At 71.5% G+C, this 14,964-nt stretch carries 18 protein-coding genes; 6 read left to right on the top strand and 12 right to left on the bottom strand.

From position 1 onward, the window contains the following. Positions 1-8: 8 nt before the first annotated feature. The 3 genes from ACWGJ5_RS20770 to ACWGJ5_RS20760 all read right to left on the bottom strand — a co-directional run bounded on the left by ACWGJ5_RS20770 (position 9) and on the right by ACWGJ5_RS20760 (position 2,143). Positions 9-794, bottom strand: coding sequence for an electron transfer flavoprotein subunit beta/FixA family protein (locus tag ACWGJ5_RS20770; RefSeq protein ID WP_453311130.1), 786 nt, complete (start codon positions 792-794; stop codon positions 9-11). A gap of 217 nt (positions 795-1,011) precedes the next feature. After that, positions 1,012-1,521: a flavin reductase family protein gene (locus ACWGJ5_RS20765; protein WP_453311129.1), complete on the bottom strand. Its 510-nt coding sequence runs from the start codon at positions 1,519-1,521 to the stop codon at positions 1,012-1,014. A 208-nt stretch (positions 1,522-1,729) separates the two neighbouring features. Beyond that, positions 1,730-2,143, bottom strand: coding sequence for a TlpA family protein disulfide reductase (locus tag ACWGJ5_RS20760; protein WP_453311297.1), 414 nt, complete (start codon positions 2,141-2,143; stop codon positions 1,730-1,732). A 75-nt stretch (positions 2,144-2,218) separates the two neighbouring features. On the opposite strand from ACWGJ5_RS20760, the gene ACWGJ5_RS20755 reads away from it, so the two are divergent. From ACWGJ5_RS20755 to ACWGJ5_RS20745, 3 genes are all read left to right on the top strand, one after another. After that, complete coding sequence (locus ACWGJ5_RS20755) at positions 2,219-2,635, top strand: DUF4395 domain-containing protein (protein WP_453311128.1); 417 nt, start codon at positions 2,219-2,221, stop codon at positions 2,633-2,635. 188 nt (positions 2,636-2,823) lie between these two features. Continuing rightward, positions 2,824-3,552, top strand: coding sequence for a lysophospholipid acyltransferase family protein (locus ACWGJ5_RS20750; protein ID WP_453311127.1), 729 nt, complete (start codon positions 2,824-2,826; stop codon positions 3,550-3,552). A gap of 362 nt (positions 3,553-3,914) precedes the next feature. Next, on the top strand, positions 3,915-4,478 hold the full coding sequence (locus ACWGJ5_RS20745; protein ID WP_453311126.1) for a hypothetical protein: 564 nt from the start codon (positions 3,915-3,917) through the stop codon (positions 4,476-4,478). A 333-nt stretch (positions 4,479-4,811) separates the two neighbouring features. Here ACWGJ5_RS20745 and ACWGJ5_RS20740 read toward each other — a convergent pair whose 3' ends face one another. The 4 genes from ACWGJ5_RS20740 to ACWGJ5_RS20725 all read right to left on the bottom strand — a co-directional run bounded on the left by ACWGJ5_RS20740 (position 4,812) and on the right by ACWGJ5_RS20725 (position 8,739). Then, entirely contained in the window at positions 4,812-5,402 is a 591-nt protein-coding gene (locus ACWGJ5_RS20740) for a transglutaminase domain-containing protein (RefSeq protein WP_453311125.1), read from the bottom strand. A gap of 81 nt (positions 5,403-5,483) precedes the next feature. Further along, positions 5,484-6,554 (bottom strand): threonine aldolase family protein, encoded by a 1,071-nt coding sequence (locus tag ACWGJ5_RS20735; protein WP_228617362.1) that lies wholly within the window; start codon positions 6,552-6,554, stop codon positions 5,484-5,486. After that, the gene (locus ACWGJ5_RS20730; RefSeq protein ID WP_453311124.1) at positions 6,551-7,345 is read right to left on the bottom strand and encodes an SDR family NAD(P)-dependent oxidoreductase; all 795 of its coding nucleotides are present in this window, start codon (positions 7,343-7,345) and stop codon (positions 6,551-6,553) included. Before ACWGJ5_RS20730 ends, ACWGJ5_RS20735 begins: the two co-directional genes overlap by 4 nt. Further along, entirely contained in the window at positions 7,342-8,739 is a 1,398-nt protein-coding gene (locus tag ACWGJ5_RS20725) for a DUF6421 family protein (protein ID WP_453311123.1), read from the bottom strand. The genes ACWGJ5_RS20730 and ACWGJ5_RS20725 overlap by 4 nt, the downstream gene beginning before the upstream one ends. Before the next feature lie 390 nt (positions 8,740-9,129). Here ACWGJ5_RS20725 and ACWGJ5_RS20720 point away from each other — a divergent pair, with 390 nt between their 5' ends. Then, positions 9,130-9,813, top strand: a complete 684-nt coding sequence (locus ACWGJ5_RS20720) for a glycerophosphodiester phosphodiesterase (protein WP_453311122.1) — start codon at positions 9,130-9,132, stop codon at positions 9,811-9,813. 3 nt (positions 9,814-9,816) lie between these two features. Here ACWGJ5_RS20720 and ACWGJ5_RS20715 read toward each other — a convergent pair whose 3' ends face one another. Next, the gene (locus tag ACWGJ5_RS20715) at positions 9,817-10,356 is read right to left on the bottom strand and encodes a GNAT family N-acetyltransferase (protein ID WP_453311121.1); all 540 of its coding nucleotides are present in this window, start codon (positions 10,354-10,356) and stop codon (positions 9,817-9,819) included. A gap of 70 nt (positions 10,357-10,426) precedes the next feature. Between ACWGJ5_RS20715 and ACWGJ5_RS20710 the strand changes: the two genes are divergently transcribed. Next, positions 10,427-10,819 carry a VOC family protein gene (locus tag ACWGJ5_RS20710; RefSeq protein WP_453311120.1) on the top strand — a complete coding sequence of 131 codons (393 nt, stop codon included), beginning with the start codon at positions 10,427-10,429 and terminating at the stop codon, positions 10,817-10,819. Here the strand turns inward: ACWGJ5_RS20710 and ACWGJ5_RS20705 are convergent. Together ACWGJ5_RS20705 and ACWGJ5_RS20700 are read right to left on the bottom strand one after the other, a co-directional pair. Beyond that, positions 10,816-11,040 (bottom strand): hypothetical protein, encoded by a 225-nt coding sequence (locus ACWGJ5_RS20705; RefSeq protein ID WP_453311119.1) that lies wholly within the window; start codon positions 11,038-11,040, stop codon positions 10,816-10,818. The genes ACWGJ5_RS20710 and ACWGJ5_RS20705 overlap by 4 nt on opposite strands. Then, a complete protein-coding gene (locus ACWGJ5_RS20700; RefSeq protein ID WP_453311118.1) occupies positions 11,010-11,483 on the bottom strand; it encodes a class I SAM-dependent methyltransferase in 474 nt (157 codons plus the stop codon). Before ACWGJ5_RS20700 ends, ACWGJ5_RS20705 begins: the two co-directional genes overlap by 31 nt. Positions 11,484-11,746: 263 nt before the next feature. Between ACWGJ5_RS20700 and ACWGJ5_RS20695 the strand changes: the two genes are divergently transcribed. Next, positions 11,747-12,511, top strand: coding sequence for a VOC family protein (locus ACWGJ5_RS20695; RefSeq protein WP_453311117.1), 765 nt, complete (start codon positions 11,747-11,749; stop codon positions 12,509-12,511). Positions 12,512-12,575: 64 nt separating this feature from the next. Here the strand turns inward: ACWGJ5_RS20695 and ACWGJ5_RS20690 are convergent, their stop codons facing one another. Beyond that, positions 12,576-13,220 (bottom strand): MarR family winged helix-turn-helix transcriptional regulator, encoded by a 645-nt coding sequence (locus tag ACWGJ5_RS20690; protein ID WP_453311116.1) that lies wholly within the window; start codon positions 13,218-13,220, stop codon positions 12,576-12,578. Further along, positions 13,217-14,935 carry an FUSC family protein gene (locus ACWGJ5_RS20685; RefSeq protein ID WP_453311115.1) on the bottom strand — a complete coding sequence of 573 codons (1,719 nt, stop codon included), beginning with the start codon at positions 14,933-14,935 and terminating at the stop codon, positions 13,217-13,219. Before ACWGJ5_RS20685 ends, ACWGJ5_RS20690 begins: the two co-directional genes overlap by 4 nt. Between the last annotated feature and the right edge of the window lie 29 nt (positions 14,936-14,964).

Genomic DNA, 14,964 nt, shown 5'->3' with positions numbered 1-14,964 from the left:
GCGAGCCCTTAGATGAACTTCTGGCTCGCGAGGAACTCAGCGAGCTGCTTGCCGCCCTCGCCCTCGTCCTTGACGATGGTGCCGGCCGTACGGGCCGGGCGCTCGTTCGCGGCCTCGACCTTGGTGAACGCGCCGTCCAGGCCGACCTCCTCGGCCTCGATGTCCAGGTCGGACAGGTCCCAGGACTCCACCGGCTTCTTCTTGGCCGCCATGATGCCCTTGAAGGACGGGTAGCGCGCCTCGCCCGACTGGTCGGTCACGGAGATGACGGCCGGGAGCGAGGCCTCCAGTTGCTCGGACGCGGCGTCGCCGTCGCGACGGCCCTTGACCGTGCCGTCCTCGACGGAGACCTCGGAGAGCAGGGTGACCTGCGGGACGCCCAGGCGCTCGGCGACCAGCGCGGGGACGACGCCCATGGTGCCGTCGGTGGAGGCCATGCCGGAGACGACCAGGTCGAAGCCGGCCTTCTCGATCGCTTTGGCCAGGACCAGGGAGGTGCCGATGGCGTCGGTGCCGTGCAGGTCGTCGTCCTCGACGTGGATGGCCTTGTCGGCACCCATGGACAGGGCCTTGCGGAGCGCGTCCTTGGCGTCCTCGGGGCCGATGGTCAGGACGGTGACCTCGGCGTCGTCCGCGTTCTCCGCGATCTGAAGAGCCTGCTCGACCGCGTACTCGTCCAGCTCGGAGAGCAGACCGTCGACGTCGTCGCGGTCGACGGTCAGGTCATCGGCGAAGTGCCGGTCGCCAGTGGCGTCGGGCACGTACTTCACAGTGACAACGATCCTCAAGCTCACGCCGGCTCTCCTACTGCATCGTCATTTCCGGGCTGCCTCTTGCAGGCAGCATAGGCGCCTCAAGCGGCCGATCCCGGTCGGGGCGTCCGCGCGCTCCGACCGAAATATTACTCGTCAGTACACCCAGTTCCTGCCCGCTAAGCAAGCGCTTTGAACTGTGACCTTCGCAACGCAGCGTAACCGGAACTCGACGACTTCGCAGGAGAGGCCTGCGTGATCAATCCCGCAGGCCGTTGAAGCGGCCCTGGTGGTAGAGAAGGGGGCGGCCGGCGCCCGTGGGGTCGCCCAGGACGACCTCGGCGAGCACGATCCGGTGATCACCGGCCGCGACGCGGCCGACGATCCGGCAGACCAGCCAGGCGAGCACGTCGTCGAGCACCGGTACGCCTTCCGGGCCCTCGCGCCAGGCCGTCGGCGCGCCGAAGCGGTCGGCGCCGCTGCGCGCGAAGGTGGCGGCCAGCTCGCTCTGGTGCTCGCCGAGTATGTGGACGCCGACGTGGTCCGTCTCGGCTATCGCCGGCCAGCTGGAGGCGCCCGTGCCGATGCCGAAGGAGACGAGCGGGGGCTCGGCGGAGACCGAGGTGAGCGAGGTGGCGGTGAAGCCGACCGGGCCGGAGGCGCCGCGCGCGGTGATCACCGCCACACCGGCGGCGTGCCGGCGGAAGGCGGAGCGCAACAGGTCGGGAGAGGCGAGCTGAACAGTGCCGAGGTCGGGCGAGGCCGTCATGGAGTTGTCCTTCTGCTGGAGGTCGCGAGCTGGGCCGTCGGGTCTCAACAGCCCGGACAGATGGCGCTCGCGGTGTGGGAGAGGTCGACGTGGACCCGCCCGTGGAGAAGGAGTTCGGTCGGCATACGGTCAGGCTGACGATAGTTGGTGCGCCCAGTCAAGCACGGTCCGGGATGCGGAAGACACCGCCCCGTCTCCTGAGGCCCCCTCACACGGCCTCGCCCAGTGCCGCGATGACGTCGGCCTTGCGGGGCTGCCCCGTGGCACGCCGTACGACACGCCCTTCGGCGTCGAGCACCAGCACGGTGGGCGTCTTGAGAATCCCGAGTCGGCGTACGAGGTCCAGGCGGGCCTCGGCGTCGATCTCGACGTGGGCCACGCCGGGGACCATTGCGGCGACCTCGCCGAGGACCCGGCGGGTGGCCCGGCAGGGCGCGCAGAAGGCGCTGGAGAACTGGACCAGCGTGGCGCGCTCGCCGAGGTCGCCGCCCAGCTCTGCGGCTCCCAGCCGCTTGCCCTCGTCCCGCCCGCGCACCCGTACTCCCCCGCTCCGCCGCTTGTGCAGCACTCCGGCGGCGCTCGCCACGACGAGCACCGCGACGCACACCATCAGTCCGGTCATCATCCGCCCAAGCATTCACGAGACTGCAAAGATTCCCGCCTCCCGCGCGAGTTTCCGTTGCGGAATGCTGGATTCATGGACATCGACGTGAGGGGGCCGCGCTTCGGGGCGGCCGTGACGACGGCCGTTCTGGCGGCGGGACTCAGCCTGGAGAACGCCTGGGTACTGGGCTGGCAGACGCTGGCGTTCGCGCTGGGAGCGGCCGCGGGTGCGCAGCGCTCACCGTACGGCTGGGCGTTCCGCACGGCCGTACGGCCCCGGCTCGGGCCGCCGAAGGAGTTCGAGGCGCCGGAACCGCCGCGGTTCGCACAGGCCGTGGGCCTGGTGTTCGCGGGGCTCGGTCTCGTCGGGTTCACCGTGGGGCCGCAGTGGCTCGGCCTCGCCGCGACCGGCGCGGCCCTCGCCGCCGCGTTCCTGAACGCGGCGTTCGGCTACTGCCTGGGCTGCGAGATGTTCCTGCTCCTGAAGAGGGCCATCGTACGGGCGGAGTAAAGGGATTTTAAAGATCCGAGGTGGGATGTAGGCCGACGTGACGAGAATCTCGCCGCCACCGGGCACCAGGGCTGGCTACCCGTCCGTTCTTCGGGCACGATCTGCGAGACGCCGTAAACCTACGGCTGCGTAACTTTCCCGCCGGGAGCCCCCTTTCCCGAGCAGAGCAGAAAGGGTCTGTCCCGCCCATGGCAGAACTGGTCTACCGTCCCGTCGTCGGATTCGCCAAGACGATGTTCAAGGTCTGGGACCTGAAGATCGACTGCCAGGGGTCGGAGAACATCCCGCGCTCGGGCGGCGCCGTGCTGGTGAGCAATCACATCAGCTACCTGGACTTCATCTTCAACGGTCTGGCGGCCCTGCCGCAGAAGCGTCTGGTGCGCTTCATGGCGAAGGAGTCCGTCTTCCGTCACCGGATCTCCGGTCCGCTGATGCGCGGCATGAAGCACATCCCGGTGGACCGCAACCAGGGCGAGGCGGCCTACGCGCACGCGCTGGACTCGCTGCGCTCGGGTGAGGTCGTGGGGGTCTTCCCGGAGGCCACCATCTCCCAGTCGTTCACGCTGAAGAGCTTCAAGTCCGGTGCGGCCCGGCTCGCCCAGGACGCCGGCGTTCCGCTGGTCCCGATGGCGGTGTGGGGCACCCAGCGGCTGTGGACGAAGGGCCACCCCCGCAACTTCAAGCGCAGCCACCTGCCCGTCACCATCCGGGTCGGCGAGGCGGTCGAGGCTCCCCGCGACCAGTACGCCGGCGCCATAACCCGCCGGCTGCGCGAGCGCGTCCAGGAACTGCTGGACGCCGCCCAGCGCGCCTACCCGGGCCGCCCCAAGGGCGCCGAGGACTCCTGGTGGCTGCCCGCGCACCTGGGTGGTACGGCACCGACGGTGGAGCAGTTGCGGGCGGCCGACGCGCGGTGACCTGCGGTGCGATGACCCGCGGTACCTTGCCCGGGTGGGGCTTGGGGGGAGTCAGGGGGATCGTTCGGCTGCGCACCGGTGGAGGCTGGGCGCGTCCGCGCTGCGGAGCCGCATAACCGGCACACCCCCGCGCCCCTGGGGAACTGCAGAGCCGTCGTTCGTACGGGTACCCGGCAGTCAGCGGTGGCGGCGCTTGTCGACAGGGTTCGCGATCGTGACGGCGGAGCCGGGAGGCTCTCGTGTGCCGACCGCTGTACGGGGGCTCGACGATGCGGCGTTGGGGGAAGGTCACGTTCGCGGCTGCGGCCGTGCTGGCTCTGGCCGGCTGGATCTGCGCGCCCTGCGCGAAGGACTGGTGACTGGTGCGCACCGCCTGCGACGGCGCGCTCCCCTCCGGACCGCTGCGCCAACCCGCGGCCGGTGGCGGCCACTTCACCAAGGCCGACGCGTCGGCGCGTCCCCGGCTGGGCGACTACGGGTGCAGCCTGAGCTTCGAGGGACACGGCGACTCCACGCCGGTGGTGCGGATGACCGCCCACACCGGGCGGGACGACCAGGACGGCCAGTTCTTCTTCGACTTCCCGGAGCAGGGCTTCTCGCCCATGCGCCCCATGCCGCAGGATCTGCCCGGTCACGTCGACAAGTTCGGCGACCTCCAGTTCCTGCTGCGCTGTCCGGGTCTCGGCGAGGACGCGGCGGCCAGACCGCGCAGGATGCTGGTGAGCGCCGACATCGGCTACGCCACCGCCCGCACGAGCCACGCCGTGTACGAGACGGTCGTACCCCTCGTCAACTCCGCCTCATGGCACCTGGGTTGCGGCGCCAAGCCGCTGGCGGTGCCGAAGGGCGACGCGGCGCCGCAGGATCCCGACAAGGGGCAGGAGCCGGTCCCGGTCACCGAGGCGGCGGGCACCGGCTGCGCGTAGCGGGACATGTCGTCCCGGGGGTCGAGGGCGTGGGGCGCCGCCGCCGGGTCCTTCGCCAACGCGCGTGTGGCGGCGGGCAGCTCCTTGCACGAGTCGTCCCACGCACCGAGCGCGAGCGGCACCGCGACGGCGCCCGCGACGAGGGCCGCCGCCACGGCCGAGGCGAGCACCTTGTGCTTGCGCCGCCGAGCGAACCGGCCACCGGCGCCGGCGCCGCCCTGCCCGTCCGCCGAACCGTGCTCCGTGCCGTTGATGTCGCCTTGTGCTGCTCCCCCGTTGCTCATGGCGGGGGGATCAGCGGTGCGATCGCGACGGCGTCGGGGGCCCCTGCCCTCAGAGTGCGTCGGGCAGCGTCTTCCGCAGGTACGGCCGGTCCGGGGCCGCCTTCAGGGCGTCGAGGACGACCGGGTGCGGTTCGGCGTATAGGACCGGATGGTCCAGCTCACCGGCCGCGGGGTCGGGGATCCAGGCCAGCCGCTCTCCGTCCAGGGAGAATTGGGCGTCCACGCCGGGTTTGTTGCCGCGCGGGTCCTGCCGGTGCCAGGCGCCGTGGAAGCGGACGGCGACCAGTCCGTGCACGGCGTGGCCGCCCTGGTCGTCGGTCAGCCGCTGATAGCAGAGGGCCGTCGGGATGTCCTCGGCGCGCAGCAGGGCGGCCAGGGCGTGGGCTTTGGCGTAGCAGATGCCGGTGCCCAGAGCGAGCACGTCCGAGGCGCGCCAGGTGACGCGCGGGTCGCCGGAGTCCTGGGAGTGCGGGATGGTGTCCCGGACGAATTCATAGGCGGCCCGCGCATAGGCATACGAGTCGGCGGCCCCGGCGGCCAGCCTTGCGGCCGTCTCCCGGACCACGGGATGGTGATGGTCGACGACCTCGTCCGCAGCCAAGTAAGCGGACAGATCAGGCGTGTTCTGGATCAGCTCCATGCTCGCAGAGCATAGGAATGCGATCACTCGTCAGTCAATGACTTTTCGAGCGACCGCATACCTATGCATAGGCACAGACGGCTAGCGTGCCATCTCCTCCTTGAGCGCGGCCACGAAGGTGTCCACGTCCTCCTCGGTGGTGTCGAAGGAGCACATCCAGCGCACCACTCCGGCGGCCTCGTCCCAGAAGTAGAAGCGGAAGCGCTTCTGCAGACGCTCGGACACGTCGTTCGGGAGCTTGGCGAAGACGCCGTTGGCCTGCACCGGGTAGAGGATCTCCACGCCGTGCACCGCGCGCACGCCCTCGGCGAGCCGCTGGGCCATCTCGTTGGCGTGCCGGGCGTTGCGCAGCCACAGGTCCTTCGCCAGCAGCGCCTCCAGCTGCACCGACACGAAGCGCATCTTGGAGGCCAGCTGCATCGACAGCTTCCGCAGGTGCTTCATCTTCCGCACCGCGTCCTGGTTGAGGACCACGACCGCCTCGCCGAAGACGGCGCCGTTCTTGGTCCCGCCCAGCGAGAGGATGTCGACGCCGACCGCGTTGGTGAACGTCCGCAGGGGCACGTTCAGCGAGGCGGCCGCGTTGGCTATCCGGGAGCCGTCCAGGTGCACCTTCATGCCGTGCGCATGGGCGTGCTCGCAGATCGCGCGGATCTCGTCCGGCGTGTAGAGGGTGCCGAGCTCCGTGCTCTGGGTGATCGAGACGACCTGCGGCATCGCGCGGTGCTCGTCCTCCCAGCCCCAGGCCTGCCGGTCGATCAGCTCGGGCGTGAGCTTGCCGTCCGGCGTGGGCACGGTGAGCAGCTTCAGGCCGCCCATCCGCTCGGGCGCGCCGCCCTCGTCCACGTTGATGTGGGCGCTCTCGGCGCAGATCACCGCGCCCCAGCGGTCGGTGACCGCCTGGAGCGCGACCACGTTCGCGCCGGTGCCGTTGAAGACCGGGAAGGCCTCCGCGGTGGCCCCGAAGTGGCTGCGGATGATCCGCTGGAGGTTCTCGGTGTACTCATCCTCGCCGTACGCCACCTGGTGGCCGCCGTTGGCGAGGGCCAGGGCGGCCAGCACCTCCGGATGGGCCCCGGCGTAGTTGTCACTGGCGAAACCGCGGACCGCGGGGTCGTGATGGCGACGCGCGTCGGTCTTGGGAGGGTTCACGGCTTCTCGGTCAGCCACAGACGGTTTCCGTTCACTTCCGCGGCGGGCTTGCCCCAGACGCCCTCGATGGCCTCGGCGAGGTCCTTGACGTCCGTGAAGCCCGCGAACTTCGCGTTGGGGCGTTCGGCGCGCATCGCGTCGTGCACCAGCGCCTTCACCACCAGGATCGTAGCCGCCGCGCGCGGTCCGGCCTCGCCCCCGGCCTTGCGGAAGCCGTCGGCCATGGCCAGGGTCCACGCCTCGGCCGCGGCCTTGGACGCGGAGTACGCCGCGTTGCCCGCGGTGGGCTTCGACGCGCCGGCGGCGCTGATCAGCAGGTAGCGGCCGCGGTCGCTGCGCTGCAGGCCGTCGTAGAAGGCCAGGGAGGTGTGCTGCACGGTGCGGATCAGCAACTTCTCCAGCAGGTCCCAGTCCGCGAGGCTCGTCTCCTCGAAGGTCGCGCTGCCGCGCCAGCCGCCGACCAGGTGGACCAGACCGTCGATCCGGCCGTGCTCCTTCTCGATGCGGTCGGCCCAGGCCCGGGTCGAGGCCAGGTCGAGCAGGTCGACCGTCTCGCCGGTGACCGTGGCGCCGCCGCGCGCGTAGCGGGCCGCGTCCACGGACTCCGCCAGGCGCTCGGGATTGTTGTCGGCTCCGACGACGACCGCGCCGGCCTCGGCGAGCCGGACCAGCGCCGCGTGCCCGGCGGGTCCGCCCGCACCGGCCACCGCGATCACCGCACCGCTGAGAGACCCGTTGTTCGCCACGTTCTTCCCCTCTGAAGCAGTGTTCTCGTTGACGCGGTCGCTCACGCGGCGATCCGCTCGGCGCCGTCCGCCGTGATGCCCTTGGTGGAGGCGATCACATTCTTCAGCTTCTTGGACAGGGCCTCAAAGAACATGCTCAGCGGAAACTCGTCCGGAAGCACGTCGTCCACGAGCTTGCGCGGCGGCTGGGTCAGGTCCAGCGCCTCCGGGCCCTGGGCCCACTTGGAGCCGGGGTGCGGGGCGAGGTAGGTGGCGACCAGCTCGTATCCGGCGAACCAGTGCACCAGCTTCGGGCGGTCGATGCCGTCCTTGTACAGCTTCTCGATCTCGGCGCACAGCTGGTTGGTGACCTGCGGGGCGCGCTCCCAGTCGATGGAGAGCTTGTTGTCGGTCCAGCGGAGGACGTCGTGCTTGTGCAGGTAGGCGAAGAGCAGCTGGCCGCCGAGGCCGTCGTAGTTGCGGTTGCGGTCGCCGGTGACCGGGAAGCGGAACATGCGGTCGAAGAGCACCGCGTACTGCACGTCACGGGCCTGCGGGACGCCGTCCGCCTGGAGCTTCACGGCCTCCTTGAAGGCGGTGAGGTCGCAGCGCAGCTCCTCAAGGCCGTACATCCAGAACGGCTGGCGCTGCTTGATCATGAACGGGTCGAACGGCAGGTCGCCGTGGCTGTGGGTGCGGTCGTGGACCATGTCCCACAGCACGAAGGCCTCTTCGCAGCGCTTCTGGTCGTGGACCATCGCGGCGGTGTCCTCGGGCAGCTGAAGACCCAGGATGTCGACGGCGGCCTCGGTGACCCGGCGGAAACGCGCGGCCTCGCGGTCGCAGAAGATGCCACCCCAAGAGAAACGTTCCGGCGCCTCGCGGACGGCGATGGTCTCCGGGAAGAGGACGGCCGAGTTCGTGTCGTAGCCGGACGTGAAGTCCTCGAACGTGATGCCACAGAAGAGCGGGTTGTCGTAGCGGGTGCGCTCCAGCTCGGCCAGCCAGTCCGGCCAGACCATGCGCAGCACGACCGCCTCCAGGTTGCGGTCCGGGTTGCCGTTCTGCGTGTACATCGGGAAGACGACCAGGTGCTGCAGGTCGTCCGCGCGCTGTGCGGCGGGCTGGAATGCGAGCAGGGAGTCCAGGAAGTCCGGCACTTCGAAGCCGCCCTCGGCCCAGCGGTGCAAATCCTTCACCAGGGCCTGGTGGTAGGCCTCGTCGTGCGGGAGCAGCGGGGACAGCGCTTCGACCGCGTCCACGACACGCCGTACGGCGGCCTCGGCGTCCGCCCTGCCCGGGGCACCCTCGGCCTCGAAGTCGATCGATCCGTCCTTGGACTGCCATGGCCGGATCTGCTCCACGGCATCCTTGAGCACGGGCCAGGCCGGGTGCTCAACCACCCTGGTCAGCGAAGAAACCTGTCCCTCCGCACCCGCCTGCACAAGAATTTCCGTCATGTCCCATCCTCCACGGGAGAAGCTCACCTAGGGACACCGTATGCATACCCCGTTTCAGCCATCAAGAGGCAGCTCGGGAAATTTTTCTGCCCATCGGCTTGGTCACCGACATTTTTCCTGCCGTAAACCGTGACGGCGCTCACTTCCGCCGAGGGCATCGGGCATCCGCGGTGTGCCGCAGAGTCGTCAACGGCACGGGGACTCGCCCACGAGAGGGTGACGCCGGGTCGGATACCGGCCAGTCGGCGACCCGCCGCGCACCCGGATGCCTCACGCACGTGCGGGTTCATCGCGCGGCCTGGCCGTTAGGCTGCGACTCTGCCCGCGCGGACGACGGCGTCCGCCCGTTCCGCGCGCGCCGAGCCGCCGTCGACGGAACGGAGTCGAACCTTGAACTTCCTTACCATCGGTCACCGCGGGGTCATGGGTGTCGAGCCCGAGAACACCCTTCGTTCCTTCGTCGCCGCGCAGGACGCCGGCCTCGATCTGATCGAACTCGATCTGCACCTGAGCAAGGACGGCGCCCTGGTCGTCATGCACGACGCCGAGGTGGACCGCACGACCGACGGCACCGGGCCGATCGCCGACAAGACCCTCGCCGAGCTGCGCTCCCTGGACGCGGGCCGCGGGGAGCGGGTGCCGGTGTTCGAGGAGGTCCTGGACGCGGTGCGCACGCCGCTCCAGGCCGAGATCAAGGATGTGGCGGCCGCCCGGGCCCTGGCAGCGGTGATGCACGAGCGCGACCTGGTCGGGCGGGTGGAGGTGTCCTCGTTCCACGACGACGCGGTCGCCGAGATCGCGCGGCTGGTGCCGGGCGTGCGCACGGCGCTGATCGGGGGCAACTACGGCACGGACATCGTGGAGCGCGCGGTCGCCGTGGGCGCGGCGACCGTCTGCCTCGACATCCGCCGGCTCACCCTGGAGATCGTCGAGCACGCGCGCAAGTCCGGGCTGCGGATCATCGGCTGGGTCGTCAACACCCAGGATCATCTGCGGCTGGTCCGCGCACTGGAACTGGACGGCGCGACGACCGACTTCCCGCAGATCAAGCGCACGGGGCGCTTCACGGCCTGACGGTCACCCGAGCTTCTTCACCAGCAGCTCGAACTGCAGGTCGTCGCGCTGCGGGATGCCGAAGCGCTCGTCGCCGTACGGGAAGGGCGACATCTTTCCCGTACGGCGGTAGCCCCGGCGCTCGTACCAGGCGATCAGGTCGTCTCGTACGGCGATCACCGTCATGTGCATCTCGGTGACTCCCCAGGCCTCGCGCACCTGGCGCTCGGCCTCCGCCATGACCATCTTGCCGAGGCCCGCGCCCTGCAGGGTGGGGCTGACCGCGAACATGCCGAAGTAGGCGTGGTCACCACGGTGTTCCAGCTGGCAGCAGGCGATGATCCGGCCGCCCTGTTCCACGGCCAGCAGCCTGCTCTCGGGCGACTTGATCACCTCCAGCACTCCCTCGGGATCCGTCCGCCGTCCCTCCAGGATGTCCGCCTCCGTGGTCCACCCGGCCCGGCTGGAGTCCCCGCGGTAGGCCGACTCGATCAGCGCGACCAGCGCGTCGACGTCGGCGTCGGCGGCGTCGCGGAAGGTGAGGCCGGCGGCGGGGTTTTCCATGGAACGGTCTCCGATCTCGGGCGTGGCTGAGCCAGGGTCGAGGGTAACCCTGCCACTAGGCTCCGCCTGCATGGTGCACGTACTCAGCAGCCGGACCCTGCTCACCCCCACGGACCCCGAGCGCTCCCGGACCTTCTACGGCGAGCGGCTGGGGCTGGCCGTCTACCGCGAGTTCGGTACGGGGCCCGAGCGTGGCACGGTCTACTTCCTCGGCGGCGGCTTCCTGGAGGTCTCGGGGAGGTCCGCGGCACCGCCGTCGCCCGCGGTGCGGCTGTGGTTGCAGGTCGCGGACGTGACGGCCGCGCAAGAGGAGCTGACGGCCAAGGGCGTCGACATCGTCCGGCCGCCCGTGAAGGAGCCGTGGGGCCTGATCGAGATGTGGGTCGCCGACCCGGACGGCATCCGCATCGCCCTGGTGGAGGTCCCGGAGGACCACCCGATGCGCTACCGGCCGGGCATCTAGCGTCCGCACGTGCGCTCGGGGCGGGTGCCGGCGGTGAGCACATGAGTGCTGATGCCCGGCAGTGAGGGCACGGACTCGGTCCGCCGCGTCGCCGCCAGGACGAGCACCCGGCGCTCCGGATCCTCGAACCGGGCGGCGACGTCGCCCATCAGCCAGGCGGCGCCCCCGAGGCCGTACTGGGCGTGCGGGGTCAGGCCGGCGTCCGCCAACTCGGCGGGCACGTCGGCGGGCTCGTGGACGTAGGCCGTGGTGAACAGGGCTTCGGTCCACCCCTCGACCGCATCCGGCCGTCGCCGACGGCGGCCTGGATCTGCGGCCGGTGCTCGGCGTCGAAGCAGAGCCCGGTGCTCAGGACGTCGTGCAGCGGTGCGTACCGGTTGATCGTGGCCGCGGCCACGAGACCTCCCGGCCGCACCACCCGGCACGCCTCGACGAGCGCCCGCAGCCGGTCCGGGCGCTCGGGCGGGTGGTGGAGCGGGCCGAGGAGCGGCGCGACGTCCACGAAGGCGTCCGGCGCGTCCAGGGCACGGGCGTCGCCGTGGCGTGCCCGGGCGCCGGCTTGCCGGGCCGCCCGCTCGGCATGCAGGGGTACCGGGTCGACGAGCTCCGCGTCGTGGCCGTCTGCGGCGGGCCACTCCGCGTGGATGCCGCTGCCGCCGCCCACGTCGAGGATGCGCGCGGGAGCAGGCGGCAGGAGCCTGCGCAGGACGTCCTGCGTGCGCCAGAACTCCAGCCGTCCGGCGCCGGTGCGCAGCCGGGCGTCCTCCTCGTCGCGTCCGTGGTACGCGGCGATCTCCTCTGTCGTCGACGGCGATTCCCACGCCCTCGGGGACCGTCCCGGATGGCCGGGTCGGAAAGCCCGGGTTAGCGTGCCGGAGGAGCGCCCTGTGCGGCGCGGCAGGCCCGACCCGGCCGGAAGGAATCCTCATGAAGTTCGACAAGCCGGTGACCGGCGGACCGTGCTGGACCGAGCTCGGGACCAGCGATCTGGAGGGGGCCAAGCGGTTCTACACCGAGTTGTTCGGCTGGCGGCCGGAGACCGACCCGCGGCAGGAGGCGGGCGGGTACACGGTGGCGCACCTGGGGGACGCGGCGGTCGCTGCGCTCACCCCGCTGTACCAGGACTCCCAGCCGGTGGCGTGGAGCGTCTCCTTCTTGGTGACCGACGCGGACGAGGCGGTACGGCGCGTGGCGGAGGCCGGCGGGACCGTGGTCCTCGGCCCGATGGACGTGTTCGACGTGGGCCGGTTCGCGGTGGCCCTCGACCCGACCGGCGCGGCGTTCCAGCTGTGGCAGGCACGGGCCTTCCCCGGCGCCGGGCTGTTCAACGCGCCCGGCACCCTCGGCTGGGTGGAGCTGGCGACCCGGGACACCGAGCGGGCCCGGGACTTCTACACCACGGTGTTCGGCTGGAGTGTCAACGCCTCGGAGCGGTACACGCAGTGGGGCATCGACGGCGACGACTTCGGCGGCATGGCCGACATGGGGGACCGGTTCCCGCCCAAGGTGCCGCCGCACTGGCTGCCGTACTTCGCGGTGGCCGACGTGGACGCGACGGCCGAGGTCGCACAGCGGGCGGGCGGGGTCGTCCTCCTGGCACCCGTGTCGGTCCCCGACGGCCCGCGCATCGCGGTGCTGGGGGATCCGCAGGGCGCGGTGTTCGGAGTGCACCGTGCCGGCGAGGAGGGCTGAGGCGCTGCGCCGGCGTGCACTTGACTTCGCGTACGGTTCAACTCCTGGCGTCCGGCCCTGGAACCTACGCCCGTACCGCCCCCGTCCGGCCCTCCAGGCGGCCGAGCAACTCGGCCAGCAGACCGGCGAGTTCACCCTGCCCCTCGGGGGCCATCACACTCAACACGGAGTTCTCGTAGGCGAGTTGCTCCGGAAGGATGCCGTCGACCAGGTCGCGTCCCGCATCGGTGAGGCGGACGTGGGCGACGCGGCGGTCACGGGCGTCGCCCCGCCGCTCGACCAGTCCGCGTTCGGTCAGCTGCTTGAGCCGCTTGGTCACGGCGGCCCCGGAGGAGAAGGTCTCGCGAACCAGTTCCCCAGGGGTCAGCTCGTGGCCGGTGCGGCGCAGCGCGCCCAGCAGGTCGAACTCGGGACGGCTGAGCCCGGCCCGGCGCAGCGGCGCGTCCTCGGCCTGCTGGAGCAGCGCGGCACACCGGTTGATCCGGCCGATGACCTCCATGGGCCCGGTGTCCAACTCGGGATGAACGGCCCGCCACTGCCGCACGACGACGGCGACGGTGTCACGGTCGGCGGCGGGGGCAAGGTCGGGAGCGGTCCCGGTCCTGGTCCCGCTCGCCGGTCTGCCGGTGTGGCCGGCCCGGTGGTCGTCGGCGTGGCCCGTGCCGGCGGTGTCGTCCGCCGGCTTGTGTCCGCCGTTCGTCGCCGTCATGGCCGTATGTCCTCCGTCGTTCTGCCCGGGGTCCGGTCCTGGTCCTGCTGCCGGTGCCGGACCGGATCCTGGTCCTGGTCCTGGTCCTGGTTCCGCGGTACCAACCCCGGGCGTCGTACCGTCGCTGCGAGCGTACGGTGTCCGGACTGCTCGGCGCGCACGACCCGCTCCTCGGGAAGGGCGCGCTGCCACCACTCGCCGGACGCGGCGTCGGCCGTGGCGCGCAGGTCGGCGAGGGCGGCGGCGAGGCTGCGGCGGGCCGATTCCAGGGCGTGGGGTGCCGGGTGCGGCTCGGCCAGCAGCCGGACGGCGTTCTCGCGGGCGCGTTCCGCCGTGGTCAGGGCGTGTTCGAGACGGTCGCCCGCACGCCGGTTGGTGACGACGACGGCCGCGGCGAAGCCCACCAGCGCGCCGACGAGGGTGTCCGCGACCCGCTCGGTGATCAGCTCGGCCGGGTTCTGGGCCCGGGCGAACTCGGTGATGAGCAGGGCCATCGGGGTGACGCAGACGGTGCCGAGCCAGTAGTTGCGGGCGATCAGCGCCTCGGCGCCGAAGTTGAAGGCGAGGCAGCACAGCACCAGTGCGACCGGGTGGAGATGAGCGAGCGGGGCGACGAGGGCGAACACGAGGACGCCGAGCACGTTGCCGACGACCCGCTGGACGCCCCGGCTCCAGGTGAGGGTGACGTTCGCCTGGTAGAGGGAGGCCGCGGTGACCAGCGCCCAGTAGGGACGGCCCACCCCGAGTGCGAGGGAGGCGTAACCGGCGAGGGCGCAGCCGATCGCGGTGCGCGCGGCGATCGGGGCGAGAGGGGCCAGGCGTTTCCGCAACGGCCGGCGGGGCAGGGCGAGTTCGGTTTCGATGCCGAGCAGTTCGTCGGCGGACTCGCGCGGGGACTCGACGCGCGGTACCGGTCCGGTGCCGCGCAGCTCGCGGGCCCAGGCGCGCAGCCGTGCGGGGTCGGTGTCGGCGGGGGCGGCGAGGGCGACCTCGGCGCGGACGAGGAGCCGTTCGAGGGCGCGCCGGGTGCGGTCGGGGCGGGGGCCGGCGGCGAGCAGCGACTGCCAGGCGGCCTGGATCGCGGCGGCGCTCGCGGCACGGCCCCGGGTGTGCCCGTCGGCGGTGCCGCGGGTGTGGGCGTAGGCGGCGGCCGCGTTCAGGGCCTGGGCGGTGGCGCGGCGCTCGGGGCCGTGCGGGCGGAGCAGCCCGGGGGCCATGCCGACCAGCCAGGCCCAGGCGCCGGCCGCCAGCGCCAGCCCGACGTGTCCGGGCACCTGGCCGAGGGTCTGCGGCGCGAACAGCGAGGCGGAGCCGATGAAGGTCAGGACCACGTTCCCGGGCGGCCCGAGCCGGGTGGCGTCGCTCACGGCCTTCTGGACGGCCGCCATCACGGCGCCGACGGTGACGAGGACGACGGCGTCGCTCGTGAGCGACGCGGCGAGCAGGGAGACCGCGAGGCCGCCGACCATGCCGAGCACCACCCAGGCCAGCACGCGGGCACGGGCGGCGTAGGGCCGGTTGTGGCCGTAGAGCGCGCACAGCGATCCGGCCATCGTGTACATCGCGAGGTCGAGGCGGCCGAGCGCCAGCAGGACCAGGTTGGACGGTGCGACCGCGGCGACCACGCTCAGCGCGGGCTTGAACCAGATGTCGGAGGGCCGCCCGAGGCGGAGCGCTCCTGCGAGGGGAAGTCGGTGGAGGGTCGCACTGCTCATGGCATCAATTTAACATGTGTTTTACTCAT

Source organism: Streptomyces sp. NPDC054783, from assembly GCF_053611725.1.
Note: the sequence above shows the minus strand (reverse complement) of the source record. Positions and strands in the feature narration are given on the sequence as shown.

What these genes read in the sequence shown, in the direction of transcription:
- ACWGJ5_RS20765 (WP_453311129.1), bottom strand. Translation starts at nt 1,521, where the DNA reads ATGACGGCCTCGCCCGACCTCGGCACTGTTCAGCTCGCCTCTCCCGAC.
- ACWGJ5_RS20760 (WP_453311297.1), bottom strand. Translation starts at nt 2,143, where the DNA reads ATGACCGGACTGATGGTGTGCGTCGCGGTGCTCGTCGTGGCGAGCGCC.
- ACWGJ5_RS20755 (WP_453311128.1), top strand. Translation starts at nt 2,219, where the DNA reads ATGGACATCGACGTGAGGGGGCCGCGCTTCGGGGCGGCCGTGACGACG.
- ACWGJ5_RS20750 (WP_453311127.1), top strand. Translation starts at nt 2,824, where the DNA reads ATGGCAGAACTGGTCTACCGTCCCGTCGTCGGATTCGCCAAGACGATG.
- ACWGJ5_RS20740 (WP_453311125.1), bottom strand. Translation starts at nt 5,402, where the DNA reads ATGGAGCTGATCCAGAACACGCCTGATCTGTCCGCTTACTTGGCTGCG.
- ACWGJ5_RS20725 (WP_453311123.1), bottom strand. Translation starts at nt 8,739, where the DNA reads ATGACGGAAATTCTTGTGCAGGCGGGTGCGGAGGGACAGGTTTCTTCG.
- ACWGJ5_RS20715 (WP_453311121.1), bottom strand. Translation starts at nt 10,356, where the DNA reads ATGGAAAACCCCGCCGCCGGCCTCACCTTCCGCGACGCCGCCGACGCC.
- ACWGJ5_RS20710 (WP_453311120.1), top strand. Translation starts at nt 10,427, where the DNA reads ATGGTGCACGTACTCAGCAGCCGGACCCTGCTCACCCCCACGGACCCC.
- ACWGJ5_RS20695 (WP_453311117.1), top strand. Translation starts at nt 11,747, where the DNA reads ATGAAGTTCGACAAGCCGGTGACCGGCGGACCGTGCTGGACCGAGCTC.
- ACWGJ5_RS20690 (WP_453311116.1), bottom strand. Translation starts at nt 13,220, where the DNA reads ATGACGGCGACGAACGGCGGACACAAGCCGGCGGACGACACCGCCGGC.
- ACWGJ5_RS20685 (WP_453311115.1), bottom strand. Translation starts at nt 14,935, where the DNA reads ATGAGCAGTGCGACCCTCCACCGACTTCCCCTCGCAGGAGCGCTCCGC.